We start from the raw sequence: 26,430 nt of genomic DNA on the forward strand, positions 1-26,430 counted from the left end.
TATAATAATGTATGGAGTGAAGAACAGCCGATGTAGCTTTACGGTTGTTCTTCATTTTGCTTTTTGGTGCGGTAGGCTTCAAAACGCACTAATATTTCGTGCAGGTTCTTCAATGCTTCCACAGCCTTGCCTATCGGCGGCATCTTGCTTTTGTCGAAAGTCAGTTTCTTCAAATCGGTAGTGTACGCCGTAGCCACTTCGGGCAACGCCATGACCGCTTCGGCATCCTTGAATATCGGTGCATCAGCCAGCGACAAGTGCGAACGGGAGTTTTTATTTAGTCCGTCCTCTATCGTCACCCGGTACATGGCATCCAAGAAATCTTCCGAATGTAGGTAATCGTTATATTCCTGATTGTGGTAGAGTGCCGACAAGTCGTAAATGTCACGGATATGCTTTGCCAACAGTGCGGCTGCATCCTCATTGTAAGACAGCTTTACCAGCCTTGAAACCTTGTCGCATATAGTCTTTCGGGGGTTGATACATTGCGTTTCAAAACTTCCCAGCCCGTAGGTGCTTATCAGTTCCTCTTGCCCGATGCTTTCAAGAAAGGCGGTCACAATCGGTTTGATAACCCGCTTGTCCGCCGGGTAGAACATCAGTTTTTTGTCCGGCAGGTCACAGGATTTTATCTCTACTTCCAAATGTTCTTTCAGTCCCACGCCTTGAAATACATTGTCATACGAGAAATACAGTTTACGATAATTACCGCCCGTTTCCGACAAATCTTCCTTGTATATGTCACTATTGAGTTCGGCTATGTATTTGGAAAGTTTCTTGTTCAATGTCTTTTCCGCCTGCTTGGACGCACCTTTATCACCCGTGAACACGAACAAGTCCAAATCTTCCGAGAAACGTTCTATCAGCCCGTAGGCTTTGGAAAGTGAAGTTCCGCCTTTGAAGTAGGTCTTATCCGCATATTCGGACATGGAAATATCCCGCAGTATCTTCGATACCCAGTAATCCTTTTCCACGTGCGACTGCTCGTAGCTGAAATGTTCAGCCGCCAGTGCGATGATTTCCTTGAACGCTTCCTTGTCCGAATGTAAATTCATATTTCTGTCCTATGCTGTTTTATAATCCAAGTTGAACCGTGTCGTGGGAAGAATGGTCTTTGCCATTTCCGTTTGCAACACGGTTTGTCTGATGTCGCCCAGTATGTCCGCCACCACCTTTCTGACACGTGGCGGGTAACTTTTCGCCAAAGATACGATTTTTTCCAGTTCCGGCAGGCTATACCCGTTGAAATATTGGCTCTTGACCCGGTCGTAGATGTCCTGCCCGGTTGTTCCGGGTATGCGCTTCATGTCCTTTATCGCATCGAGCAGCCGCAAGTACGGGACAAGGCTTTCATCCGGGTAATCCATGCAGTAGGCTTTCACGCACTCTATATCCAAGTTCTTGAAACGGAAACGGCGAACCGGGTTAGGAGTGGCTATCGTTATGGTTGTGGCAACCTGTTCGGTCAGCCCCATTTTGTTATAGATGTAAGCCCCCGTGATATAGCCGTTCAGTTTTTCAGTCAGGTAGCGGAACTGTTCATCCTGATAGACAGGCAGCTTTCCCAGCCCCAGCACTGATTTCTTGGGACGGTAGTACGCCCCCTTTTCAACCCGTACCAGTACCCCTTTGCGGCTCTGTTCGGAAAGTAGCACCGCAACATTGGCGGTTTTTTCCGTTTCAAACGACAAATCCCGGAACGTGAATATACGCCCGGTATCTATCCGTTCAATCTGCCCAAGTATCTCTTTTCTGAATGAAGCCATATTTATCTCCTTTATTTCTATCTGCAAAGATAGTATATTATGTAATTACCTGCAAAAACATAACAAATATTTTACCGAAGATGTTTTCTTTTTGTCGTGTCACCTGATAATAGAAGAATAACGGAAACTCAATCAAAGGCTTGCCAAACGCTTCACAAACGTTCCAAAAATAAGCTGTATTTCAGTATTAATTTTGATATGTAGCTCATTATTAGTCTATTGATAAAATAGTAAACGTTCCATAAACGTTTCATAAACGCTTCACAAATGGCTCGCAAGTATAATACAAATTTTGTAAAACTGTTGATTATAAGCCGAAAACAATATATACAAATGGCTCACAAATGGCTCACTCAAAGAGAGTGATTAACTTCGCTCTCTTTTTTTTCGCCCTTTTCAATTCTGCGAATATTGCTCGCAGTAATTACCCCACCCGGACAATTTCAGACAACGCAGGACAAATTCGGACAGCCTTTGCCGCCCTTCCAAATATAGCATATTTAGTCGCTACCTTTGGGCGGGACTATTCCCGTAACCGCTAAAATTTCAATTATTTATGGCAAACAGAATGACCCCGCCCGCAGAGGGGCAGGAAAAAGACGTGCTGCTGGTCTTGGATAAACAGCAGGGAAAGGTGAGTGCCGTTAAGGGTATCGACAAGGAGGGCAATTTGCAGACCGTGCCGCCGACACATGCCGGCGAGTTCATGCAGGTGGACAAGAACAGCGATGTGTTCAGCAACTTCATTTCCAATTTCTTCCGCAAATTCCAGGACACTTCCGGGCTGGAACTGTTCAGCGTCAAGGCTTCCCAAGCGGAGCAGGACGCAAAGGCAATCGAGGACAACCACCGCAACCCGACACCGGAGGGCGGCAAGCGGGCTGAAATGTTGCGAGTTCCGAAGCCCGACTTCCACGAGTTCAAGCAGGGCTACCGCTTCGACCCTGCAAAAATCGACTGGGAGAACCTGAAAAAAGTCGGCATCACCGCCGACACCCTGAAAAACACGAATGACTTCGACCGGGTGATGCGTGGCTACAAGTCCCGCAACACCTACACCGTTTCGGGGACGGTGGGCGGCTTCTACCTCAAACCTACCGATGTCAAGCTCTCTTTCTATCAGGCAAAGGACGGCACGGTAGTACCCAAGCTGCACGGCGTGCAGCAGGACGAAAAACTGTTGCAACGCCCGTTCCACGAACACGAGTTCACCAAGCAGGAACAGGGCAACTTGCAAGGCACTGGCAACTTGGGCGGCATTGCTGAAATCAAAGACCCGAAAAGCGGCGAGCAAATCCCCGTGTTCGTCAGCCGGGACAGGTACACGCACGAACTGGAATATATGCGGGCTGACAAGTGGAAATGCCCCGACACCATTTGCGGCGTGCAAGTTAGCCCGGAGCAGAAAGCCGCCTTTGAAGCCGGGCAAGCGGTGAAAATGGAAAACCTGCAATTCAGGGACGGCACACGGCGCAGTGCCTATTTGCAGGTCAGCGCAGTGGAGCGTGGCTTGGAGTTCCTGCCGAGGTCTGCCGTCCAGTTCTTGCAGCAGGGACAGCAGCCCGCAGAGCAGCAGGTAGCCGGGTTAAAGGACGGAAAGGGCGTTGAGTTCAACGGTCATGTGCAGTCCGGCGCACAGGGCAAATCCCCCGACAAGGTGCAGCCGAAAGACGTTACCCCCGCCGCCGAGAGCCGGACGCAGGTAGCGGTCAATTCGGAGGGCAAGACCAACGAAGCCACCAAGCAGGGCAAAGAGCCGCTGAAACAGGGTCAGGACAAGCCCACCGCCAAGCAGAAAGAGAAGCAGGATAAGAGCCTGAAAGCGGACAAACCCAAGAAGTCCAAAGGAATGAAAATGTAATATCCACCATTAAAAAGTAAAGAATTATGATTGCATTGATAGCAGAAAAGCCCAGCGTGGCAAAGGACATCGCCCGCATCATCGGGGCGACCCGGCGTAATGACGGTTATCTTTCCGGCAACGGGTATATGGTGACATGGGCGTTCGGCCACTTAATCCAGCTTGCCATGCCGGAAGCCTACGGCGTGGCGAACTTCCGCAGGGAGAGCCTGCCCATACTGCCGCCCGATTTCCAGCTAATCCCCCGTCAGGTGAAAGCCGAGAAAGGCTACAAGGAAGACCCCGGCGTGCTGAAACAGTTGAAAGTGATAAAGGAAGTGTTCGACCAGTGCGACAAGATTATTGTCGCCACCGATGCCGGGCGTGAGGGCGAATTGATACACCGTTACATCTATAACTATTTGGGCTGTACCAAGCCCTTTGTGCGCCTGTGGATAAGCAGCCTTACCGACAAGGCAATCCGTGAGGGGCTGGAAAACCTGCAACCGGGAGAGCGTTACGATAACCTCTACCTCTCTGCCAAGTCCCGCAGCGAAGCGGACTGGCTGGTAGGGATAAACGCCACCCAAGCGTTGAGCGTAGCCGCCGGGCAGGGTGTGTTCTCGCTGGGCAGGGTGCAGACACCCACGCTTGTAATGATATGCAGCCGCTATTTGGAGAACAAGAATTTTGTACCCGCCAAGTTTTGGCAACTCAAAGTGGCGACCGCCAGCGGGGGAATAAGTTTCACCGTCCAATCTACCGCCAAGTGGGAGCAACAGCCCGAAGCCATAGCCGCCCTGCAACGGGTAAAGGATGCCGGGCGGCTTTCCGTGAAATCCGTCGAGAGGAAAGAAGCCAGCCAAGAACCGCCGCTTTTGTACGACCTTACCACGCTGCAAAAGGAAGCGAACACGAAGCTGAACTTTTCGGCTGACAAGACGCTTTCCGTAGCGCAAAGCCTGTATGAAAAGAAAGTGATGTCCTACCCGAGAACCGGAAGCCGCTATATATCGGAGGACGTTTTCGATGAAATGCCGGAGCGCATCGCCCTGTTAGGGCAATACCCCCGCTTTGCCGGGTATGCCGCCGGGCTGGACGGTGCAGCACTGAACCGCCGCAGCGTGAATGACGGCAAAGTGACCGACCACCACGCCTTAATCATTACCGAGAACCTGCCCGGCGAACTCTCCAAAGACGAGCGGGCGGTTTACGAGCTGGTAGCCGGGCGTATGCTGGAAGTCTTTTCGGGCAAGTGCGTGAAAGACGTTACCACCGCCATATTGTCGGCTGGAGATACCGACTTCACGGTGAAAGGTGCGGTGATGAAAATAGCAGGTTGGCGTGCCGTGTTCGGCGAGCAGGACACCGAAGATGAAGATAACGCCACCTTGCCGCCACTCCAAAAGGGCGAAAGCCTGCCGATTTCCAACGTGGAACTGTTGGAGAAGCAGACCAAGCCGAAACCGCTGCACACGGAAAGTAGCCTGCTTGCGGCAATGGAGAACGCCGGAAAGGAACTGGAGGATGCCGAACTGAAAGCCAGCCTGAAAGATGCCGGGATAGGCACGCCTGCCACCCGTGCGGCGATTATCGAAACGCTGTTCGCCCGCCAGTACATCGTGCGTGAGAAGAAGAACCTTGTACCCACCGACAAGGGGCTTGCCGTTTACAGGATTGTCAAGGACAAGAAGATTGCCGATGTCGAAATGACGGGCATGTGGGAAACCGCCCTTTCCAAGATAGAAGCGGGAAGCATGGATGCCGACACGTTCCGAAAGGGTATCGAGGTGTACGCAACGCAAATCACCGCAGAACTGCTATCGGTGCAGCTATCTGTCGCTACTGGTGAAACCTGCCCCTGCCCGAAATGCGGCAGCGGGCGCATCCTGTTCTACCCGAAAGTGGCGAAGTGTTCCAACGTGGACTGCACGCTTACCATATTCCGCAACAAGTGCGACAAGCAGCTTTCCGACAAGCAGATTGTCGAACTGGTGACGAAACGCAAGACCGGGCTAATCAAGGGCTTCAAGGGCAAGAACGGCAAGGCTTTCGATGCCTCGCTTGTGCTGGACGAACAGTTCAATGTCGTTTTTTCATTCCCCGAAAAGAAAGCGAAACCGAAGAAATAGCCTATCTTTGCCACTGAAATTTCATTGTGATAGGTTTTACAACTTATAATAATTGAAATTTTAGTGGTTGCGCCCGGCGGGAACCGGGCGCATTTTTTATACGCTCCCGCCAAACAGGTAGGTCGAACAGACCACCCCGTTATCCAGCACCCTGCTTTCCGAGAGTTTCCACAGCGAGCCGAATGTTTCCCCGATAAAGCCGATACCTTTGCCCGCCATGACCGGGACGGTGTAGATTGTCAGGCTGTCCAGCAACCCGGCTTTAATCAATGAAGTAAGCAGCTTGCCGCCGCCCACCACCAGCATGTCGGTTTCCTGTTTCAGTTCATGAATCCTTTGCAGCGGTTCTTCTGTCAGGAACTCCACGCCGCAGTCCGGCGTTACGTTGGTGTCGTAGTGTGACACCACAAAAGACCGTTTGCTTTTGTGCGGCCACCCGCCCCAGTGTTCAAAGATGTAGTTGTAGGTGTTCACCCCCATAAGCAGGCAGCTTGCGGCGGCGTGTTCCCTTGCCGCCAGTTCCTTGACCTCACGGGGCATCCAGTCCAGTTCATAGTCCGGCGTGGCGGTATGCCCGTCCAGCGATACGGCGATGTGCGCTTTGATTTGTTCCATATTGTCAGGTATTAAAGTGATATAAATCCCTACTGTCTTGGCACGTTAGCCGCCACCCCAAAAAGAAAGCGTGGCATGACGCTGTTTCGATGCGAGGTACTGGCATACCCAAATGTGGAAACAGTGCAGCCACGCTATGACAAACGCATAGCATATCCTGCGCTGAATATCCCCACATTTTGAAAAGTGCCAGTTTTCGCATCGGGACGTTCGGCGAACGTATATGTTATATATAAAGGCAATATTCCGGCAACCGCCGTCCAACTGCCGTTACTATTCCGTGTAACTTCTGCAAAGTTAAGCAAATACACTGAAAAATCACGTGCAAACAGAAAAAATCCTGCCGTGTTTCACAACAGGGCAGGACACAAGCACCTAAAAATACACAAGTTCCGCCCATACGCCTACGGGCAGCTTGCGTTCCTTTGAAGATTATATGAACCTATGACAAAACAGCTTTGGTTCGCCGTGTCTTTGGTGATGATGTCCCTTTCCCGCATGAAGCGGATATAGCTCTTTGCGGTGCGCTCCTTGATGTCCAATACCTGCTGCAACTGTTCGCAAAGGTCTATGTAGGTGATGCGTGTCTGCCGCCCGAAGATGTCACGTGCGACATTCACCAGTTCCCTTTCCTTGCGCTTCTCCTTTTCCTCACGGGGCTTCTCGCCCTTGTACACGTGCATCCCGGCTTCCTTGTCCCATGCAAAGAGCATCAGCGGTACGTCCAGCGGGCTTCCGTCCCTTACTTTCAGTGCTTTCACCACTGACTGGGCGGGTTCTTCGTCTTTCTCTATCGAAAGGATAGTAGCCGCCTTGCGCTGCAACTCGCTACCCAAATGTCCCCGCAGTTTCAAACCGTTGGGGACGAAATGCAGCACGCACAGAATACACGTGTTATAGATGCCAGCCAGCCGATAAAGTTCATCTATCACCGCCACGCTTTCCGCTTCATCGTTGGCACTCTTCACAAGGTCTGCGATGCCGTCAATGACGACCAACTGGATGCCGCCGTACTGGTAGTAGAACTTATCCATGCTCTGTACAATGGCGTTCAGGCGTTCTTTGCGTGACATACCCGTCAGGCAGAACGCTTTCAGTTCATCGGGTTTGTCCGGCTGTTTGGCACGTGCCAGCAGGTTGCTTACATTCTTGAACAGTTGCACTTCCGACTGTTCGGTGTCATAGAGCAAGACCGCCTTGTGCCTGCCGTTGGCGGTTATCTGTATGCCCAGCGTATCTACTTCCGCACCAGCCGGGCAGATGCAGCCCGCCACGATTGCGGCTACATAATTGCTCTTTCCCGTTCCCTCGCCCCCGGTGATGCCGAACAGGTTGCCTTGCGTTCCTAATGGAACGTCACCCGCCGAAATAATCTCTTGCGCTTTGGCGGGCGGGTTGTTGAAATCTATCTCGCATGATTTAAGCATAATCAATGTGTCGCTATACAGGTTGTCTAAAAATTCGATAAACAGTTTCAGGAAATCTTCACGGGTGTTCCCGGCTTTGAAGTAGTCGGATATGTCCTTTTCCTCTTTCGTTCCCGGAAGCGGTAGCAGCAGGCGTTTCACGCCAAATTCTTCCAGTAGTTTTTCCTGCTTGCGTGAACTTTCCCTGCCCGTCTTGTCCATGTCAAAGAGCAGGACGATGTGCTTGAATCGGAACGTCAGCCGATAAACCAGCGTGGGCGGTATCGTCACCGTTTCGCTGTTGAAACAGATAGCGTGAAAACCGTGCGCCGCCAGCGAAAGCACGTCTTTCTCGCCGCCCGTGATGAATAGCGTGTCGCCTTTGGCTGGCAGTTGCTCCAGCCCGAAACAATAGTTCTCGCCGAAGCTGCCGCCATAGAGGAAGCGGGGCGTGGAGAACGGGCGGTACAGCTTGATGTGCTGTTTGCCCTTGTAGCCGTACATGGGTTCTGCCACCGATGAAGTGTAGTTGTACGGCTTCCCCTCTGCCGTTTCGCTGTTGTATTCCCGGAGCGAGCAGACCTTGTAACGTTCCAGCAGTTCGGGCGTGATGCCGTACTGTTGCCAGTACACTAATTCGGCAAGCGGGAACTTTTGTTCCCGGAACTGGTAGGGCTTGACGGGCTTTTCGGGCGTTTCTTCGGGTTTGTCCGGCACTGCCCGGCGGACGGTTGCCGGGGGAACGGAAACCGGAGTGCCGGAAGCCAGCCCCAAGCCCAAATCCCGGTCGATGATTTCCAGTATCTCCACGAAGTCAGCCGCCCGGTTGCAGTCCAGCCCCTTTAACTGCCCCACGAGGAAGAAACAATCGCCGCTGTAACTGTCGTTGCCGAAGTCTTTCATCTTGTAGATACCGCCCCGGCGGTCGAAATAGATGTTGCAGGAAGCCTTGCTGTCCTCGTACAGCGGGTTAAGGAAGTTGCGACCTATGCGCCAGTTGCCGGGCAGGTAGTGTTTGAACACCGCCAGCCCGTTACTTGTTCTTTCTAAGATTTCCTCTTTCCTTAGCATACAGTTGGTGGTTGGTTATCAGGTTGTCGATGTTCTCCTTGTTGCTCCTTATCAGGCGTTCTTCCAGCATCCGGCGTATCTCGCTGACCTTGTAGAAGTAGCGTCCCCTGATGTTGGAATAGGCGATAGTCCCCGACACCCGCAGGCGTTGCAGGGTCTTTTCGCTTATTTTCAGGAACGTGCAGACCTCGTAGCTGTCCACCCACATGTCTTCCTCGCTTTGCCTTGCCGTTTCCACGTGGTTGAAGATGTAATCGGCAATGGCGGTAATCTTGTTGTCCAGTTCCTTGTAGGCTTTGGACTCGAATGTTATTATTTCCATAACGGTAACTAATTGATTTGCCGCAAAGTTCGGGTGTCCTGAAAAATAAAACGCCACAGATGTACCCACCTGTGGCGAAATAAATTTTGTTAAAGCACGGTTGCCTAATCCTGCTCCCTCATGCGCATCAGCAACCTGTCTTTCAGGGTGGAGAGGAAGCCCGTGCGGTCTTTGGTCTTGGCTTTTAGTTCCATGTAGGTGTGGTAGAAGTCGCCGAGGTCGATGTCGAACACGTATTCAAAGTAGGCTACAATCTCCTTAATATCAACTGTTCCCTTGTTCAGACAGCCGCAGGAGTCCAGCGCGTAGATAAGTTCCACCAACGCCCTTTTCGTTCCCGTCCAGCGCAGCACTTTTCCCGTGAAGCCGTTCTTCACCCGCTTGCGCCGTTCCCGGCGTTCCAGTTCGTGCAGGCGGTTGGTGAGGTATATTTCCAGCAGTTCGTTGGCTAAAATCTTTGCCACCTTGAAATCGTGACTGGTGCTGAACTGTGGGTCTGTTTCGTAATAGAAACTGTCCACGATGATTTGTATGTCAGGCTTCCCACGCATGAAATACTGCCTGTCCAAGTAGGTGGCTTTCGTGCGGTGGTACTGGTAGAACGCCAAGTTCCGCTGGAACGACTTTGAAATGCGGTCGGTTTCCGACAGCAGGTAGTCCCGCTGCACGTCCTCGCTGCCGCTGGGGAAACGCACCTCTATCTTGTAAACGGTGTTGTAATAGATGATTTTGCTCGCTAAAAGCGGTTTCAGTTCCTTGAAGAAGTGTATTTCCTCTTCCGTGCTGGCGAACGGGTAGGAGATTATAAAGGTTTTGAGTTCGCCCAGTATCTCTTGCAGGTAGTCCACGCACAGGCGGCAGAGCGTCAGCGTGTCCGCTGCGGTGTCCTCGTATTCCTGTATCTGCCATTCCACTTTTTGAAGCAGTCCGGCGAAGTATGTTTCCAACGGTATCTTATGTTCCATAACCTTGTGCTTATCTTTTATGAAGCACAAAGTTACGGGCATAAAAAATCTGTTTTATTCTTGATTTTTCACATTACGTTCTTGTAACTGTGCATTTTCTTGTTTCCTGCGCTTTTCTGCGTATCTCGCCCGGCGTGTCCAGCAAGTAAGCCTTGCAGAAGTCGTTCAGGTTCGATGTCGATGCGAACCCGGTGGTGAACGCCACTTCGGTAAGCGTGAGGTTGGTGTTCGTCAGGTAGTGTTCCACGTCCTTTGCACGTTCCTTTATCACCCATTCCTTAGCCGTGTACCCGGTCATTTTCTTTACCTTTCGCCGGAACGAGCCGTATTCCATGCCGCATTTGTCCGCCAGTTGCTCGGCATCATAGACCATGTAGCCTTTCAGACGCACCATTTCGGTGAACGTCTGCCTGCCCAGTTCCGGCAGCATCCGTTCGGCGTGGCGCAGCTCCTTTTCCGTCACCAGCAGGCGGTTGTCCCTTACCGGGTTTCTCCGCAGCAGGTGGAAAGCGTGGCATACCGTGTTGTACACGTTGCAGAGGTACTGCCGTCCCGGTCGCATCCAGTGGAGCGCATCGCAGTAGGCGGTCAGTTCGGGTATGTCGTCCCGCTTGCGGTGCTGTTCCGCCAGTTCGTCCAATACGGCGTAATGTGTGGTGGACATACCCAGCAGGATGATGATTGTCTTGTAGTCCTTGTACGCCGCCAGTGTCGGCGTTTCCGGCAGGCTTTTGAGCGTGTCGCACACGTGGGCGCACAGCCGCCCGTCCTTGCTGAACGGTTCAAGTTCCAAGTAGTTGTCCATTTTCCGGCTGTTGTGCAGCAGCCATGTTACCTTTTCGTCCAGTTCCTTGCAGGATGCTTCCAGCTCCGCTTCGGGAGCGGGAAGCAATAATGATGTAATCCGTTGTTCCATATCTGATGTTTTATATATGAATGACATATCATTCGTTCCACCTCACGCAATCCGTCCAACCCCATTCATCGAACAGCCATGTTTCTAAGAAAAAAAGTACAAAGGGCAGTAGGAACAGAAAATATGACTGCACTGCGCTGATATGCTTAGAGCGGCGGTAGTGGTTCAACAATGCCTGTACACGGGCTTTCCTGTATCGTGCAAGAATAAATACACAAATAAGCAAAAACATTGCACCTAAATAGCCAAGATGTAAGGACGACCATTGCGGTACACTGTTAATCAGGAGAAAGTTGCCGGGCAGAACTACTATCCACCACCAATACCAAAACAGCAGTATAAAACCTGACATCCGTCCTATCTTCTTGCCCCAAACCTCTCCCTTGAAATACAGGTAGTCAAAAAAATAATATCTGTAATTCGTCTGGTTTGCACGCTGCTTCACTCGTTCAAAATAGTTATCTGTCTTTTTTATTCCTTTATTCATAATGGCTTGGAAAGGAACACCGTCAGATGCTATCTTTCGTTGTTACTAACTTATTTACAAATCCCAATCCGGTGAATAAACACCCAATCCCAATAAGGGGATAAACAATGCCACATAAGACTGCAAGCATATTCAATCCTCGTTCATCTCCCGTGAAGCCGTCTAAACAAACAGCTTGCAATATGGAGTTTGTAATTTGCCAATCCAATAAACTTTGGTCTATACTGATAAAGGCAAGCCACAAAAGGATAGAGCAACATTCCAAGCCCAACAATAACATTATGGTTTTAGGTTGCATTGCATATAGTTTATAGACCTTGTAGATTACCAGTATATCTATTATTACAAGCATACCCAAAAGACAATATTCCATAATGCCATATATACCGAACAGACGACCAAAGCCTAAGCCACCACAAAATAATGTAATGGCTATCAGCAAAGCACTGAAAGCTGTCAATGATATTATGGATTGAACCGTTTTATTCATCGCACTATTGTTAATGGTTAGAAAGGAGCATCGTTAGATGCTATCTTTCGTTGTTAGATATTTATTGCCCTTTCCCGCTTGGGGATATTGAACAAAAGTTGCCTTTATAATTCGATTATTACAGTTAAATGGTACATAAGCCACGTTACTATCAACACTTAACGTGTCGTTTAGCTGTTTCAAATGGGAGTGTTCATTTCGTAATAAGACTTCCAATTTTGAAAAGTCCACAGAACTGTATATCGGATAGAAACCGGAAAAACATGTAGGCGTTATGTAAGCAATTTGATTTTCATAGTCAAAGAATAAGAAACGGTTTCCGTCTGCCACATTATCATACACGGCAAAATAATCAAACTTTTTTACTCCATTGATTGTATAGCTTTGCACGAAGTCAATACTACTATCATCTACCGCTTTCAATTCAAAAACAACATTCTTTTTACCTTGCTGGTTAAAACATAGCCTATATAGAATTTCAAATTCTGTTTTTTCTGTTTCTATATAAAGGGTGTCTTTTTCAGTCAAAGAATGATACTTTGCTGAATTTTGTTCCACATAGCCGTTTTTTGCTATAACATAGCTAAGTGGGAAAAAGAACAAGCAATATAATACAAATATTCTCATGCCTATTATATCTAATGGCTAAGCGGGGAACGCTGTAAGCGTTATCACGCTTTGTTATAAACTCAATTTACTTTGTATGATTGGCTTTTATTTACCCACCATTCCTGTTCTTCCGCTTCACGAGCCTTTTGTATCTCGTCCGTTGTCAGGTTCTCATTGTGATAGGCATTATATAGATTTTCCCAACCATTCTTACGATATTTCGGTGATACAATCCATTCGCCTGCATCATTAAACAGGCAGAAGTTTGCAGGAGTATCGGGTATAATCTCATCTGCCCAAGAACAGACTTTTGTCAGTCCATTTGCGGATTTCCACTTACCCCGATATTCAGATAAGTTCAATTTCAGTTCTGCTATTTCATTCCGTCCTTTCTCTATTTGTTGTCCGCTCATCCGATACCCCTGCTTGAAAGAACCGGAGAATGTACCGCTATATCGTTTATCTCCGTATTCCGCAAACGAGTAATGCCCGTATATGAAACCGTCCATTTCCGTATATTCACTTTTTATCATTTGAGAACAGGAAGAAATGCTATCTATACAAACCTTTCCCTTAAACGGACAGATTACGGATAATCGGGTACGACTGATACCCTTTATCTCATATTCTCTACTATCCATTTTCCGAACTTCGGTAATATGAATGTCAATTCGGCTACAATCTTCTCCTAATATGCCAATCATGCTTGAATTGTCAAACAAGCCCGAAAGGTCTTGCCGCAAAATATCCGCTTTTGGATTTTGTGAATAAGCTATTCCACAAATCCAAAAGAGTAGAAAGATAATGATATGGTATATTTTCTGTGTCATATTTTGCACTATTGTTTATAATGGTTAGAAAGGAGCATCGTCAGATGCTATCTTTCGTTGTTACTAACTTATTAAATCTTTATTGTATAATTTTTAGCCAATGACGATGTGTTATTATAAAATAAAGTAATACAACCAAAATGGGATAAATCATCCATGATATGAAGGAAGAAATCTTTTGACTATTAAATATCAGAGGCTTACTTCTTATAATTTCCATACCTTTTTTCCCTTTTATATAATACGTACAGAATGTCTTATATAATAAAATATAGATTATGATGAAAAACACAAAAGGGGTTTTATAATTGAAATTCTCCTCTATCAGTAGATATGTCAATACTATAACAGGAAGAAATAATATTCCACATATTATCTGTATCGTCCGCTCATGTGGATTTTCTAATATAAATTTATCCCTATTAAATATGAATATCTGATAATACATCGCATCTAAAATGAATTTTATCATAAAGAGTTATTCGTATTGTTAGTAATGGGTTGCAGCTTGCCGCCGTTAGGTGGCATAGGTGCTTGTTATCGCTATATTTCATTTTTTATATGATTCATTTTTTCTCTGCAAATATCAATACAGTGATTATATGAATTAATATCAAATGTGTATTCATATTTAGCCAATTTATTCAAAATTAAAATTCCATTTTTGTTCATTAGCTCGGTTATTATAAATATGAAGTAATCTAAATCTTTTTCCTTATTCCCAGTCCATTGTGTCCTGTCAATACAAAAACTAACCATATATTCTTTTTTAGCACTGTAATATCTCGGTTGATATACTCCTGTTCCATTATAGTAGGACGAAATATCACCATCAAAGAACAATGTCAACTTAAAAAAGGAAACGCTATCATTTTCAAATGAAGTAAAGGTATCTTTTATGATTTTCCTCATATTGCGCACAAAAGGACTTAAAGCTTTAGATGCATTAAGTTCTCCACCATATATTATATTTAATGCAAATTCCATACTTCTATCTTAATTAAGTTAGCGATAATGGGTTGCAGCTTGCCGCCGTTAGGCGGAACAGGTGCATGTTAGCTACGTTATTATTGTTCCAATTTTCGTTTTACAATATCTATAAATTCCTCTTTAGTCATGAACTTGTTTAGAAAGTCTTCTAATGCTCCCTCATTAGTAACATCTGTGAAAAACACCTCATGGTCTGTACTCCAGACAATCGGATTCTCTGGATTGAGGTCTGATAAACAGATGTAATAGTAATTGGGATAACTATCCGTATAAAGCAATCCTATAAAGGCGGGAGTGGCACAGGTTGAATGTTGAATGATTTCGCCCAACTCTGCATCATCTGAAAACCAATCATTCCATTCTTCAAAATCTTTTGTCCCTTCTTGAAACGGTGTAAAAGGTTTGGCAACCCAAAATAATTGTCTGCGAGGGTCTTCATTCAATGTATAGTAGGCATCTACCATTTTCTTATAGAATGCCTCTCTGTCAGAATTGAACAATTCAGTATTTTCATCCACCCAATCGCCCAAACCTTCAATCGGTTCTGTGTCTTCGGCAGATAGCCAAGGCGTATCTTCCGGCTTTTTATACAATGCGGTATTAAAAGTTATAGCACACAAGTCTTCGGATAAAGACGTTCCTTTTACATTGGTGACATTACCGCCTAATTGCTTTATTCGGTTTATGATTTCCTGTTTCATGACTTCTATTTTTTTCGTTCGTAGCTAATGGCTAAGCGGGGAACGCTGTAAGCGTTATCACGCTTTGTTACCAATGAATTTACTTTTATATATAGCGTACTCTACTGTGTAAGTAGCCAGCTTCACGCCTAAGAACATGCCTACAAGCAATATATATGCTACTAAGCAATATTGATTATACAAGAGGTCTTTTAAGAATACAGGTATCAATAAAGCTATGATTGTAGCGTTCTGAAACCACTTCTGTACTTTCAATAAGAGGTTAATGTATAAATGGTTTCCTATGTAATTGAACCCCCATTTATAATTATGCCGTTTCAGGTAAGACAATGAAAACCATAATCCTACAAGTGAAGCAATAAGGGCTACTCGCCACCATGCTCCCATGTATGGGAACATACCTTTTAAGAATGTCAGCAAAACAACACTTATTATGCTGCATTCATATACTATTCTTACTTTTGTTACATCATTCATATATGTACGCTATTTGTTGGTAATGGGATAGCGTGGAACGCTGGTAGGCGTTATCACGCTTCGTTATAAACTCATTTTATCTATTGGTATAATAGTCTTTAAGTAGAAGCGGGAGGAAAAACCAACTTACTGTGCCTATTATAGAGATAGCAACAAAAAACCAACTTTTCCTGTTGTTGTTATTGTTCCTGTAATGGTTGTTCCACCTTCGGTATCTTTTTGTTTCATCCCAAAATACGATTTCATTTATGAATATAAATAAAACAGAACAAGAGAGATAGATAAGAATCTTGTTATCATTAACAAAAGGTAATGGTGCTATCAGTGCCATTATCAATGCAATAAATGGGAGATAGAAAAACAAAAAGCCAATGTAATTTCCGGCTCTACCATATCCAAGTAATCCCCAGAAGAAATACTTGATTGTAAAACACCAATAGATATACCAGTTCATAATGTTAATCTCAAATTGTTTATAATTTATTTATAACCGCACCTTATGGTGTCGTTCCTACACTTCTATAACTGCACCTCACGAATTATCCAGTGTATCAAGAGGATTAGGGATTTTTGCTTTATGGGCACTTGACACATGAAGATAAATGGTTGTGGTCTTGATGTCGTTGTGTCCCAACAATTCCTGTATCGTGTGCAGGTCTGTTCCCTGTTCCAGCAAGTGTGTGGCAAAGGAGTGGCGTAGCATGTGTACGTGTACCCGGTGTTTGATGCCTGCACGATGTGCGGCTTCTTTCAGCACTTTCACCAATGCACTTGCCGAATATTGCTCTCCGGGTGTTTCGCCCTCAAACAACCATTTTTGTGGACGATATTCCCGGAAGTAGTGCCGTAGTTCTTCCAGCAACTTGGGCGAAAGGAGCGAATAACGGCATTTCTTCCCCTTGCCCATGATGCGAACCGACATTGTTTCGCTGTTGATGTCCTGCGGGGTCAGGTTAAGCAATTCGCTTCTTCTAAGTCCGGCAGAGTAAACCAACGAAATCATGCAGTGATGCTTGATGTTGGAAATTTGTGCAAGGATGCGCTTAATTTCATTCTTGCTCAACACTTCGGGCAGGCTCTTGTACTCTTTGGCACGGGTGATACCACCGTAGTATTGCCGTTTGCCGCCTTTCACCTGCTCGTAATAGAACTTGATAGCATTGATGCGCATATTCTGTTGCGACACCGAGATTTTCTTCTCGTTCACAAGATAGAGTATGTACTTGTTGATGTCCGGCACTTTCAGGCGGTCGATGTTCCGTCCCTTGTGATATTCCATGAAATCGCTGAAATAGGCACGGTATGTTTTGACTGTCGAGGGGCTGTAACGCTTTTGTTCCAGCAGTTCGAGATAGCCTTTCGGCAGTGTGTATTCCCTTTTGGGTTTGGGATGCCGCACGTAAACCCGGCTGTAATCAATATAGGCGTGGGGTGAATAGCGGTCGTAGAAATCCGGCAGGCTGAAAGCGGCTGACGCTATGTATGCAGAGCCGTTGCCAGCCATTTCCATGCCCGTGTCTTGGGCGAGCAGTTGGGCGACAGCCTGACTGTTCGCATACTCTACCCGTATGTAGTCTGCACCGTCCCTTGTTTCTTTGTGTAGCACGATGCTTCCTCTTTGTTTCTGAACCTTATCCATGTCGCTGAATTTTGCTTCATGCTCCAAAGATAAAACAAAAACGCCATATTTTGAACATGCGTTCAAAAATAATGGAAGTTAAAAAAACAAAACTGCATCAGGCTTTAAGTAGTGAATAGATATAGTGAAAGTTTTCTGCCAGTTCGTCCACGTTCAAACCGTTCAGAAATGCTTGTTCGTATGACAGTCCTAAAAACATTTGCCGGAACATGATAGCCGTTTTCTTCACGTCCGTGTCGCTCCTGATTTCCCCACTGTCTTTTGCTTTCTGCACGACTTTCGCCCACAGGTCATGGTCGTGGCTGAACATCCTTTCGATTTTCTGCCTGATGCCCGGATAGTACATACGCACTTGTGACAGGAAATGAAAGTAGTAGAAGTTGGGGCTACAATCATGCGGGTCGCCATTGTCGCCAATCAGTTCAACAATCCTTTTCATGGAAGCGGCTACCCCCGCCACGTATTGCCCGATGAACTCTGCCAACGTTTCGGCAGGAGCGGCAAACTTGTTTTCCGGCTCGTGCATTTTTAACACGTATTTGTCCGCCACAGCCATGAACAAATCCTGCTTGTGCGGAAAATAATAAACGATGCCCGTTTTTGTCACCCCGCAGGCTTTGGCAAGCGTGATGATGCTTGCTTTCTCGTAGTTCATCCTGACAAATACGCCGAACGCTTTATCTATTACTTCTTCACGGTTAGTTATTATCATACATGTTAGTTTTTAATTGGTTACGAAGATACGGATTTTGTTTTAACCATTTGTACTCCAGTGCTTTTTTTTAGTGCAAGGTGCAAGTATATATTTATATATATAGCTTGCACCTTGCACTAACCCAAAAATATTTATTATCAGATATTTGCGAGTTTCAAAAGAAAGCCGTATCTTTGAACCCGAAAGTTAGGCAGACAAACAGCGGTCAAAGTCGGACAGGCTTAACGGTTGAAAATCGTTACTGTTTCGTTACCTATTTGAAATTTTGAAAGCAAAGTAGCTGAAATATAAGCGGTTAGAGTTATAGGTTCAAAACCCTGTCTCTCCGCTAGAAAGCAGCTTTTTGCTGCTTTCTGTTTTTATGGAGAGTTTTTTCTCTAGTTGGTAATTGTAAGGAGAGGTGCTCGAGTGGTTGAAGAGGCACGCCTGGAAAGCGTGTATACCCCTAAAGGGTATCACGAGTTCGAATCTCGTTCTCTCCGCATCATTTTTTACATTTTAATATTAATGAACGGCTGTTTTGACTTATCAAGGCAGCCGTTTGTTTTATATTGTTTTCGGGAATTCGGTTATTCCAATTCTTCAATAATCTTCTTTACATCTACCGGTTGTAATCGACCATATACCTTCTCGCCGATCATCACTACCGGAGCCAGTCCGCAGGCGCCTACACAACGCAGACAGTCTAATGAGAACTTTCCGTCCGGGGTAGTGTCACCGACTTCGATACCTAATACACGTTTGAACTCTTCCAGCAGTTTTTCTGAACCACGTACATAACAAGCTGTACCCATGCAAACAGAGATGGGATGTTTTCCTTTGGGAGTCATGGTAAAGAAAGTATAGAAAGTGACGACACCATACACTTTCGATACGGGAATTCCAAGTTTGGAAGCGATAATCCGTTGCGTTTCCTCGGGTAGATACCCTTGCAAATGCTGTGCCTCATGCAAAATATTGATAAGTTCGCCCGGTTTGTTTCCATGCTTGTCGCAGATCGTTTTGATTTGCTCTGCCATGTCACAGGCTAGTTTGATATCTGACATAATACTCTTCATTTAAAAGTTAATCAATCGCTTTGTTGAAATAATGCGTATGCAGGAGAGTTTCCGATTTCTCACCTAGCGGTTTGCCGAGATAATCCTCGTATAATGTCTTGATATACGGATTCTCGTGCGATTTGCGCAAAGGTTTGTTGGCGTCTTCACGGTAAAGTGCGTTGGCGCGTGCATAGAGTATTTCCGAGTTGCCGTGATGCAAAGGCTGCCCGCCGCCACCGATACAGCCTCCGGGGCAAGCCATAATTTCGATTACATGATATTCGTTATGTCCGTTCCGTATATCTTCCAGTAGATGACGAGCGTTGCCTAGTCCGTGTGCGATGCCTACTTTTAATTCAAATCCGTTTAGGTTAATGGTAGCACGACGGACGCCATTTAGTCCGCGTACCTGTTCGAAATTTACATTTTTCAAAGGTTCTCCGGTATAGATTTCATAGACAGAACGGAGGGCGGCTTCCATTACACCACCTGTTGTTCCGAAAATGACACCGGCACCTGTCGATTCACCCATCGGGTTGTCGAATGGGCTGTCCAGTACGAGAGGGAACCCGATATTGGCACGTTTAATTAGTCGTGCCAGTTCACGGGTAGAGATAGAATAATCCACATCGGGGATACCGTTCACTTTGAATTCATCACGTGCACATTCGTACTTTTTAGCCAGACAAGGCATGATAGATACGACAACCAGTTTTTCTCTGGGTATGCCCATTTTCTCCGCCCAATAGGATTTGGCAATGGAACCGAACATCTGTTGTGGGGAGCGGGCGGTGGACGGAATGTCCAGCATGTCCGGGAAATGATGTTCGAAGAAGTTGACCCATGCCGGACAGCAGGAAGTCAGGATAGGTAATCGTACGGATTTATCTCCGTTGAGATAACGCGTCAGACGGTTTAGTATTTCCGATCCTTCTTCCATGATGGTGAGGTCGGCGGCAAAGTCAGTATCGAATACATAGTCGAATCCCAGTTCACGCAGTGCATAAACCATTTTTCCGGTTACCAGTGTGCCGGGAGGAAAACCGAATTCTTCACCTAAGGCAGCACGTACGGCAGGGGCTGTTTGCACAATCACCACTTTATCCGGGTTAGCTAAGTCGTCGAGCAGGCGGTTCGTATAATCGCGTTCGGTCAGTGCACCCACCGGACAGACAGCTACGCATTGTCCGCAATAGGTACATTCGCTTTCCGTCATCATCCGGTCAAAGGCAGGGGCTATCGTCGTGTTGAATCCGCGACGGATGGCACCGAGCGCACCGACTGTTTGAACATCGTTGCAGACACTTTCGCAGCGGCGACAGAAAATACATTTATCCATGTTGCGCACGATGGAGGCAGTGATTTCCCGCTTGCGGGGAGAGAGCTCGCCTCCATTGAAAGGCATTTCGCGGATATTAAAGCGTAGCGCTAATGTCTGAAGTTCACAATTGCCACATTTGGGGCAGGTGAGACAGTCGTTGGGATGATCCGACAGGATAAGTTCGGCTACCACTTTGCGTGCGTTCATCACACGTAGCGTACTGGTTTTTACTACCATTCCTTCTGTGCAACGGGTAGCGCAGGCAGGAGCCAGATTGCGGCGTCCTATAACTTCGACCACGCAGATGCGACAGGAAGCAGGATTGTTCTTTATGCAGGTGCCTTTCAGGTCGATGTGACACAAGGTAGGTATGTTGATGCCGATTTTCGTGGCAGCTTCAAGGATGGTACTTCCTTCGGGGACAGTGATGAAATGACCGTCTATCTGGAGAGTAATTTGTTTTTCTTCCATAGTAAATAAGATTTTAGCAGACAAGAATAGCATTGAATTTGCAGCGTGCCATACACATGCCGCATTTGATACATTTATCGGGAGCAATGACATGTGGCTTACGCACCAGCCCGCTGATAGCATCCGCCGGACAGTTTTTGGCGCATAGATGACAACCAATGCAACGTTCCGGACTGATGGTATATGTTAATAGTGATTTACATTGCTTGGAACGACAAGTCTTATCCCGTACGTGTTCCATATATTCATCGTAGAAGTTATCCAATGTGGATAAAACGGGATTCGGAGAGGTTTGTCCCAGTCCGCAGAGGGCCGTATCTTTGATGACTTGTCCCAAAGTGGCAAGTGTGTCCAGGTCTTTTTCTGTGCCTTTTCCTTCTGTAATCTTGTTCAGTAGTTCCAACAGACGTTTGTTTCCAATGCGGCAAGGTGTGCATTTCCCGCAGGACTCTTCCACTGTAAAATCCAGATAAAAGCGGGCTACGGATACCATGCAGTCGTCCTCATCCATGACAATCATCCCTCCTGAACCCATCATGGAACCGGCCGAGAGAAGGTTGTCAAAGTCAATGGGAGTGTCCAGATGTTTTTCTGTCAGACAGCCGCCTGACGGTCCTCCTGTTTGTACAGCTTTGAACTTCTTTCCGCCTTTGATGCCTCCTCCGATTTCGTAGATTACTTCCCGAAGAGTAGTTCCCATCGGCACTTCGATCAGTCCGACATTATTAATCTTTCCGGCAAGAGCAAACACTTTGGTTCCTTTGGAACGTTCTGTGCCAATCGTTGCAAACCAGTCGGCTCCTTTGGTTAGAATAATGGGAATATTGGCAAGCGTTTCCACATTATTTACATTGGTTGGTTTTCCCAGATAACCGGATTCGGCAGGGAAGGGAGGTTTCAGAGTCGGCTCTCCCCGTTTTCCTTCCATCGAATGAATAAGGGCAGTTTCTTCTCCGCAGACAAAAGCTCCGGCTCCGTATCGTATTTCTATGTCGAAACTGAAATCTGTTCCTAAGATATGATCTCCCAGTAATCCGTATTCGCGCGCCTGATTGATAGCTGTTTTCAGTCGGTTGATAGCTAACGGATATTCGGCACGGATATATACTAATCCTTTGGTGGACCCGATGGAATAACCGCAGACACACATCGCTTCTACAATCGAATGTGGGTCGCCCTCCATAATGGAACGGTCCATGAATGCACCGGGATCTCCTTCGTCGGCGTTACAAACCACGTATTTGACATCTGACTGTTGCTTGTTGGCAAATTCCCATTTCAGTCCCGTCGGGAAACCGCCACCACCACGTCCGCGAAGTCCCGAACGTTTGATAATATCAATAACGTCCGTCGGCTGTTTGTTAAGCAGGCAATCGGCCAATGCAAAGTATCCTTCACGGGCGATATACTCTTCAATATTTTCGGGATCGATAAAACCACAGTTACGCAATGCGATGCGGAGTTGTTTCCGGTAGAAATCCATGTGCTTGGAGTCGCTGACGGTATGTTCCGTTTTGGGATCTACATACAGCAACCGTTCGATTCTTCGTCCTCCGATGATATGCTCGTTGATGATTTCTTCCGCATCTTCGGGAGTGACTTGGGTGTAAAAGGTATTATCGGGGATAATTTTCACGATAGGACCTTTTTCACAGAAGCCGAAACAGCCTACGGTGATGACTTCTACTTTATCGGTGATTTCGTTCTTTTTGATGGCTTTTAGAAGATTGTCTGTAATACCCTGGCTGGAAGATGCCTTACAGCCTGTACCACCGCAGATCAGAATCTGAAGATGTTGCGCACCGGATGCCAGTCCGTAACACTTTTCAGTCACCTTTTCATTACTTTCTTCGCGCAATGAAAGATTGTGCTCTGCTCTCTTCCTGATTGTTGCCAAATCATGGATAGATAAAATTTTCATAAGTATCAGAATTGTTAGTCGGTTTTTTGCAAATATAATTCTTTGTTTGAAATAACAGCGTAGTCTCGTACAAATAAAATTGTTCTTTGACGGAGGATTTAGGTAAATAAATCTCTATCTTCGTATTTAATAGGTATCAAACCTAAAAAATATAACTGAAGTATGAGACGAATTTTACTTGGACTATGTTTTCTATCTTTTCTGAACAGCGCATCCGGACAAGAGATTCCTTTGCCGGAAAAGATGCCGCAGACACATCCGCGGGTACTGACTACTCCGGCGGGAAAGCAGGAAACATGGAAGCTGATTAAAAAAGAAGAATGGGCGAAAGATGTTTTCAATAAATTGAAGGAACGGACGGAAGTATATACGAACCTGACGGATGCTCAACCGGCGTGGTTGCTGTCTCGTTTGGCAATGTACTGGAAGTCTCATGCCACGGAAGTATATGTGAAAGGTGAAACGTTCGACCATGCAGGTGGTGAAAGAGCTCCTTATCCCACTGTGCGCTACACGGGAACCCGTGGCACAGCTGCCACCCACGGTCGTCCCAAATTGGCGGATGTCGTTCCTTATGATGATGAGGACGGGAATGTCACTTTCTGCAATAATGCACTTCCTGACCGTCCTATGGAAAGTGTACACCCATCCAAAACAGGCCGGAATATTGAAAGCCTGAACTGCGAAATCCTGGGAATTGCCCGTGATGCCGCTTTCCTTTATTGGATGACGGATGAAGAGAAATTCGCTAAACTTGCCGCAGGGGTCTTTGATACATATATGACAGGCATTTATTATAGAAACGTGCCCATCGACCTGAATCACGGCCATCAGCAAACATTGGTAGGATTGACTTCTTTCGAAGTCATCCATGAAGACGCACTCCATATCGCTGTCCCTTTATATGATTTTCTATATAATTACCTAAAGGCCAATTACCCGGATAAAATGGAAATCTACGCCGGAGCTTTTAAGAAATGGGCGGATAATATCATTGCGAACGGTGTACCTCATAACAACTGGAATTTGCTACAGGCACGGTTTATTATGAATGTCGGATTGGTATTGGAAGACAATAAAGAATATGCCGACGGAAAAGGACGTGAATATTATATCGACTATGTGATGAACCGTTCCAGCATCCGCCAGTGGAGTCTGACGCGATTGGCAGATTATGGTTTCGATATAAATACGGGAATTTGGGCAGAATGTCCGGGATATAGCAGTGTGGTAATCAATGATTATGCCAATTTCGTGAATCAGTTTGATACGAATCTGCAATATGATTTGGTGAAAGCAATGCCTGTATTGTCGAAAGCGGTAGCAACCACTCCCCAATATCTGTTTCCCAACCGTATGATTTGTGGCTTTGGAGATACGCATCCGGGATATTTGAGTACGAATTTCTTTATCCGTATGATACAGAATGCACAGGCGAACGGGAAGAAAGAACAGGAAAACTATTTCACGGCTTTATTGAAATGCCTGAACCCGGATTTGGGAAATGATAAAACAGAAAAGAAGAATGTGCGTGTATCTGTCAATTCTTTCTTTGAAGATAAACCGCTGACGCTAAATCCCAAAGTGCAGCCGGGAAAGATAGAAGATTATGTTTCTCCTTTGTTTTATGCTCCCAATGTGTCATGGCTGGTACAGCGTAACGGTATGCATCCGCGCAACAGTTTGATGATTTCGTTGAATGGCAGTGAAGGGAACCACATGCATGCTAACGGCATTTCGATGGAACTTTATGGAAAAGGATACGTATTGGGTCCGGATGCAGGTATCGGGCTTTTCCTGTATAGCGGACTGGATTATGCGGAATATTATTCTCAATTCCCCAGTCATAATACAGTTTGTGTGGATGGAATATCGAGCTATCCGGTGATGAAAAGTAACCATTCTTTTGATTTGCTTTCCTGTTTCCCGGCATCAGCGGAACCGGGCAAAGCATTTACGTCCGTTACTTACAGTAACCTTTATTTTCGTGAACCGGAAAGCAGGGCGGATCAGACCCGTATGATGAGTATTGTCACTACTGGGGCGGAGACGGGGTATTATGTCGATGTATTCCGCAGCCGGAAAGAGAAAGGAGGCGATAAGATGCACGATTACTTCTATCACAACCTTGGGCAGACTTTGACATTGACGGCAGCAGATGGCAGCGACCTGAATCTCCAGCCTACGGAAGAACTCGCCTTTGCAGGCGCACATCTTTACGCTTATTCCTATTTATATGATAAGAAAGTGGCTGCGACCAATAAGGATGTCAAGGCAACTTTCACCATAGATATGAAAGATAAGGACGGCGATGATATATACATGAATCTTTGGATGAAAGGCGAACCGGATCGTGAAGTCTTTACGGCTTTGGCGCCAATGACCGAAGGGCTAAGCCGTACACCGAATATGCCCTATAATATAAAGGAGCAGCCGACGCTGACATTTGTTGCCCGTCAGCATGGAGAAGCTTGGAATCGTCCTTTTGTCTCGATATATGAACCGAGTACGAAAAAGGAACCGTCTGCTATTCAGTCTGTTTCTTATTTTGATGCAGAAGGAGCAGGTTTGGAAGATTTTGCCGGAATCTGTGTGAAAAGCAAAAACGGACGTATAGATCATATCTTCTCTCTATCTGATGCTGCACAAACCGCTACTTATCAAGGAATGAAAGTGAAAGCGGATTATGCTGTTATCAGCAATGAATATGCAGGAAACCGGACGTTGTTTTTAGGGAATGGAACCCAATTGGTTGCACCCGGGGTAATGATTCAGACCGACAATGCCGCTAATGTATTGCTCGAAAAGAAAGAAGGGAAATGGTATATTATTTCTTCTGCTCCCTGTACGGTTGTTATCGGCGATAAGAAGATAAAATCCGATGCTTCGTCGGAGCCTATGTTGTTGCGTATCTGATGTTTCATTGGTAATAAAGAAAAATTGTATATCTTATCCGTAGTATGGTATATTATGGCCTAAGATGGAAATTGTTGCAATAAAAAACAAAAAAAGCGTGTTTAAACGTTTTTAATACTATATTTTTTCTAATTTTGTGGCTTTCTGTCCAAGTAGTATATAAAATGGACAGTAAGCCCTTTTTTTGTGGGTAAATATTTAGTGGTAAATATTTAGTGGGAAATAAATGATGGTATATGTGATGAGAAATGGTCGCAGGGTAATAGCTGCGTTATCATTTCTGTTATTATGTTGTGGTGTACATGTGCACGCACAACGGGTGGCTGTAAAGACAAATGCATTGGGTTGGCTGACCGCCAGTCCGAATGTAGAAGCAGAATTTGTATTGGGTAGTCATGTCTCCTTAAACATGGGGATTGCTGCGAACCCAATCAGTACAGACAACTTTAAAACGACTTTCACGCATTTTCAGCCTGAAGTTCGTTACTGGCTAAATCGTCCGATGGTGAGTCATTTTCTTGGAATCACCGCTTTCGTGAATAATTTTGATATGATGGTAAAAGATGTGCATCACAAAGGCGATGCATACGCCGCCGGTTTGACCTATGGATACGCATGGGTGCTGGGCGATCATTGGAACATCGAAGCAACTGCCGGAGTGGGTGTGTTGCGCTACCGTCAGTTTAAGTATGATAAGGGTACTCCGAAACCGGGTGCGGTCAACGATAGTAAGACCACCATTGCACCTGTCAAACTGGGGGTATCCTTTGTTTATATTATTCGATAACGA

General features: G+C 46.1%; 24 protein-coding genes and 1 tRNA gene. 5 read left to right on the forward strand and 20 right to left on the reverse strand.

The genetic code is table 11. The features are described 5' to 3' along the window. Positions 1–38: 38 nt before the first annotated feature. Together KQP79_RS13025 and KQP79_RS13030 are read right to left on the reverse strand one after the other, a co-directional pair. Positions 39–1,055: a nucleotidyl transferase AbiEii/AbiGii toxin family protein gene (locus KQP79_RS13025; RefSeq protein WP_122342095.1), complete on the reverse strand. Its 1,017-nt coding sequence runs from the start codon at positions 1,053–1,055 to the stop codon at positions 39–41. Positions 1,056–1,064: 9 nt separating this feature from the next. After that, a complete protein-coding gene (locus tag KQP79_RS13030; protein ID WP_122342094.1) occupies positions 1,065–1,766 on the reverse strand; it encodes a DUF6088 family protein in 702 nt (233 codons plus the stop codon). Positions 1,767–2,322: 556 nt separating this feature from the next. Here KQP79_RS13030 and KQP79_RS13035 point away from each other — a divergent pair. Beyond that, positions 2,323–3,627, forward strand: a complete 1,305-nt coding sequence (locus KQP79_RS13035; protein WP_264386519.1) for a DUF3945 domain-containing protein — start codon at positions 2,323–2,325, stop codon at positions 3,625–3,627. Positions 3,628–3,653: 26 nt separating this feature from the next. After that, a complete protein-coding gene (locus KQP79_RS13040) occupies positions 3,654–5,738 on the forward strand; it encodes a type IA DNA topoisomerase (RefSeq protein ID WP_264386520.1) in 2,085 nt (694 codons plus the stop codon). A gap of 96 nt (positions 5,739–5,834) precedes the next feature. On the opposite strand, the gene KQP79_RS13045 is transcribed toward KQP79_RS13040, so the two are convergent. The 15 genes from KQP79_RS13045 to KQP79_RS13110 form a co-directional block, all read right to left on the reverse strand. Further along, on the reverse strand, positions 5,835–6,353 hold the full coding sequence (locus tag KQP79_RS13045; RefSeq protein ID WP_264386521.1) for a dihydrofolate reductase family protein: 519 nt from the start codon (positions 6,351–6,353) through the stop codon (positions 5,835–5,837). Between the two features lie 404 nt (positions 6,354–6,757). Then, a complete protein-coding gene (locus KQP79_RS13050) occupies positions 6,758–8,830 on the reverse strand; it encodes a bifunctional DNA primase/helicase (RefSeq protein ID WP_264386522.1) in 2,073 nt (690 codons plus the stop codon). Further along, on the reverse strand, positions 8,793–9,221 hold the full coding sequence (locus KQP79_RS13055) for a helix-turn-helix domain-containing protein (protein WP_413541946.1): 429 nt from the start codon (positions 9,219–9,221) through the stop codon (positions 8,793–8,795). The genes KQP79_RS13050 and KQP79_RS13055 overlap by 38 nt, the downstream gene beginning before the upstream one ends. A 35-nt stretch (positions 9,222–9,256) precedes the next feature. Next, positions 9,257–10,159: an RteC domain-containing protein gene (locus KQP79_RS13060; protein ID WP_264386523.1), complete on the reverse strand. Its 903-nt coding sequence runs from the start codon at positions 10,157–10,159 to the stop codon at positions 9,257–9,259. 31 nt (positions 10,160–10,190) lie between these two features. Further along, complete coding sequence (locus KQP79_RS13065; protein ID WP_264386524.1) at positions 10,191–11,033, reverse strand: helix-turn-helix domain-containing protein; 843 nt, start codon at positions 11,031–11,033, stop codon at positions 10,191–10,193. 28 nt (positions 11,034–11,061) lie between these two features. Further along, positions 11,062–11,520 (reverse strand): hypothetical protein, encoded by a 459-nt coding sequence (locus KQP79_RS13070; RefSeq protein ID WP_264386525.1) that lies wholly within the window; start codon positions 11,518–11,520, stop codon positions 11,062–11,064. Between the two features lie 22 nt (positions 11,521–11,542). Next, entirely contained in the window at positions 11,543–12,010 is a 468-nt protein-coding gene (locus tag KQP79_RS13075; RefSeq protein ID WP_264386526.1) for a hypothetical protein, read from the reverse strand. 33 nt (positions 12,011–12,043) lie between these two features. Beyond that, the gene (locus KQP79_RS13080) at positions 12,044–12,637 is read right to left on the reverse strand and encodes a hypothetical protein (RefSeq protein ID WP_115485218.1); all 594 of its coding nucleotides are present in this window, start codon (positions 12,635–12,637) and stop codon (positions 12,044–12,046) included. Between the two features lie 62 nt (positions 12,638–12,699). Further along, positions 12,700–13,449 carry a hypothetical protein gene (locus KQP79_RS13085; RefSeq protein WP_264386527.1) on the reverse strand — a complete coding sequence of 250 codons (750 nt, stop codon included), beginning with the start codon at positions 13,447–13,449 and terminating at the stop codon, positions 12,700–12,702. A 79-nt stretch (positions 13,450–13,528) separates the two neighbouring features. Next, complete coding sequence (locus KQP79_RS26020; RefSeq protein ID WP_413541947.1) at positions 13,529–13,921, reverse strand: hypothetical protein; 393 nt, start codon at positions 13,919–13,921, stop codon at positions 13,529–13,531. A 71-nt stretch (positions 13,922–13,992) separates the two neighbouring features. Then, positions 13,993–14,436, reverse strand: a complete 444-nt coding sequence (locus KQP79_RS13090) for an Imm12 family immunity protein (protein ID WP_118420339.1) — start codon at positions 14,434–14,436, stop codon at positions 13,993–13,995. A gap of 80 nt (positions 14,437–14,516) precedes the next feature. Next, a complete protein-coding gene (locus KQP79_RS13095; protein WP_117740845.1) occupies positions 14,517–15,140 on the reverse strand; it encodes a hypothetical protein in 624 nt (207 codons plus the stop codon). A 57-nt stretch (positions 15,141–15,197) separates the two neighbouring features. Next, positions 15,198–15,617 carry a hypothetical protein gene (locus KQP79_RS13100; protein WP_264386528.1) on the reverse strand — a complete coding sequence of 140 codons (420 nt, stop codon included), beginning with the start codon at positions 15,615–15,617 and terminating at the stop codon, positions 15,198–15,200. 532 nt (positions 15,618–16,149) lie between these two features. Then, positions 16,150–17,256: a tyrosine-type recombinase/integrase gene (locus tag KQP79_RS13105; protein ID WP_264386529.1), complete on the reverse strand. Its 1,107-nt coding sequence runs from the start codon at positions 17,254–17,256 to the stop codon at positions 16,150–16,152. Between the two features lie 97 nt (positions 17,257–17,353). Then, complete coding sequence (locus KQP79_RS13110; RefSeq protein WP_264386530.1) at positions 17,354–17,968, reverse strand: TetR/AcrR family transcriptional regulator; 615 nt, start codon at positions 17,966–17,968, stop codon at positions 17,354–17,356. Between the two features lie 397 nt (positions 17,969–18,365). On the opposite strand from KQP79_RS13110, the gene KQP79_RS13115 reads away from it, so the two are divergent. Then, positions 18,366–18,453, forward strand: a tRNA-Ser gene (locus KQP79_RS13115). 87 nt (positions 18,454–18,540) lie between these two features. On the opposite strand, the gene nuoE is transcribed toward KQP79_RS13115, so the two are convergent. The 3 genes from nuoE to nuoF are packed head-to-tail and all read right to left on the reverse strand — an operon-like array spanning position 18,541 to position 22,724. After that, positions 18,541–19,017 (reverse strand): NADH-quinone oxidoreductase subunit NuoE, encoded by a 477-nt coding sequence (nuoE, locus tag KQP79_RS13120; protein WP_004305841.1) that lies wholly within the window; start codon positions 19,015–19,017, stop codon positions 18,541–18,543. Positions 19,018–19,036: 19 nt separating this feature from the next. Next, entirely contained in the window at positions 19,037–20,803 is a 1,767-nt protein-coding gene (locus tag KQP79_RS13125; RefSeq protein ID WP_138343412.1) for an NADH-dependent [FeFe] hydrogenase, group A6, read from the reverse strand. A gap of 13 nt (positions 20,804–20,816) precedes the next feature. Beyond that, the gene (gene nuoF / locus KQP79_RS13130) at positions 20,817–22,724 is read right to left on the reverse strand and encodes an NADH-quinone oxidoreductase subunit NuoF (RefSeq protein WP_004310195.1); all 1,908 of its coding nucleotides are present in this window, start codon (positions 22,722–22,724) and stop codon (positions 20,817–20,819) included. A 162-nt stretch (positions 22,725–22,886) separates the two neighbouring features. Between nuoF and KQP79_RS13135 the strand changes: the two genes are divergently transcribed. Together KQP79_RS13135 and KQP79_RS13140 are read left to right on the forward strand one after the other, a co-directional pair. Next, the gene (locus KQP79_RS13135; RefSeq protein ID WP_138343410.1) at positions 22,887–25,640 is read left to right on the forward strand and encodes a heparinase II/III family protein; all 2,754 of its coding nucleotides are present in this window, start codon (positions 22,887–22,889) and stop codon (positions 25,638–25,640) included. A gap of 241 nt (positions 25,641–25,881) precedes the next feature. Beyond that, positions 25,882–26,427 (forward strand): DUF3575 domain-containing protein, encoded by a 546-nt coding sequence (locus tag KQP79_RS13140; protein ID WP_004305849.1) that lies wholly within the window; start codon positions 25,882–25,884, stop codon positions 26,425–26,427. Positions 26,428–26,430: the final 3 nt, after the last annotated feature.

The organism is Bacteroides sp. DH3716P (genome assembly GCF_025914115.1).
In the GTDB taxonomy this organism is placed as follows: Bacteria; Bacteroidota; Bacteroidia; order Bacteroidales; family Bacteroidaceae; genus Bacteroides; species Bacteroides ovatus.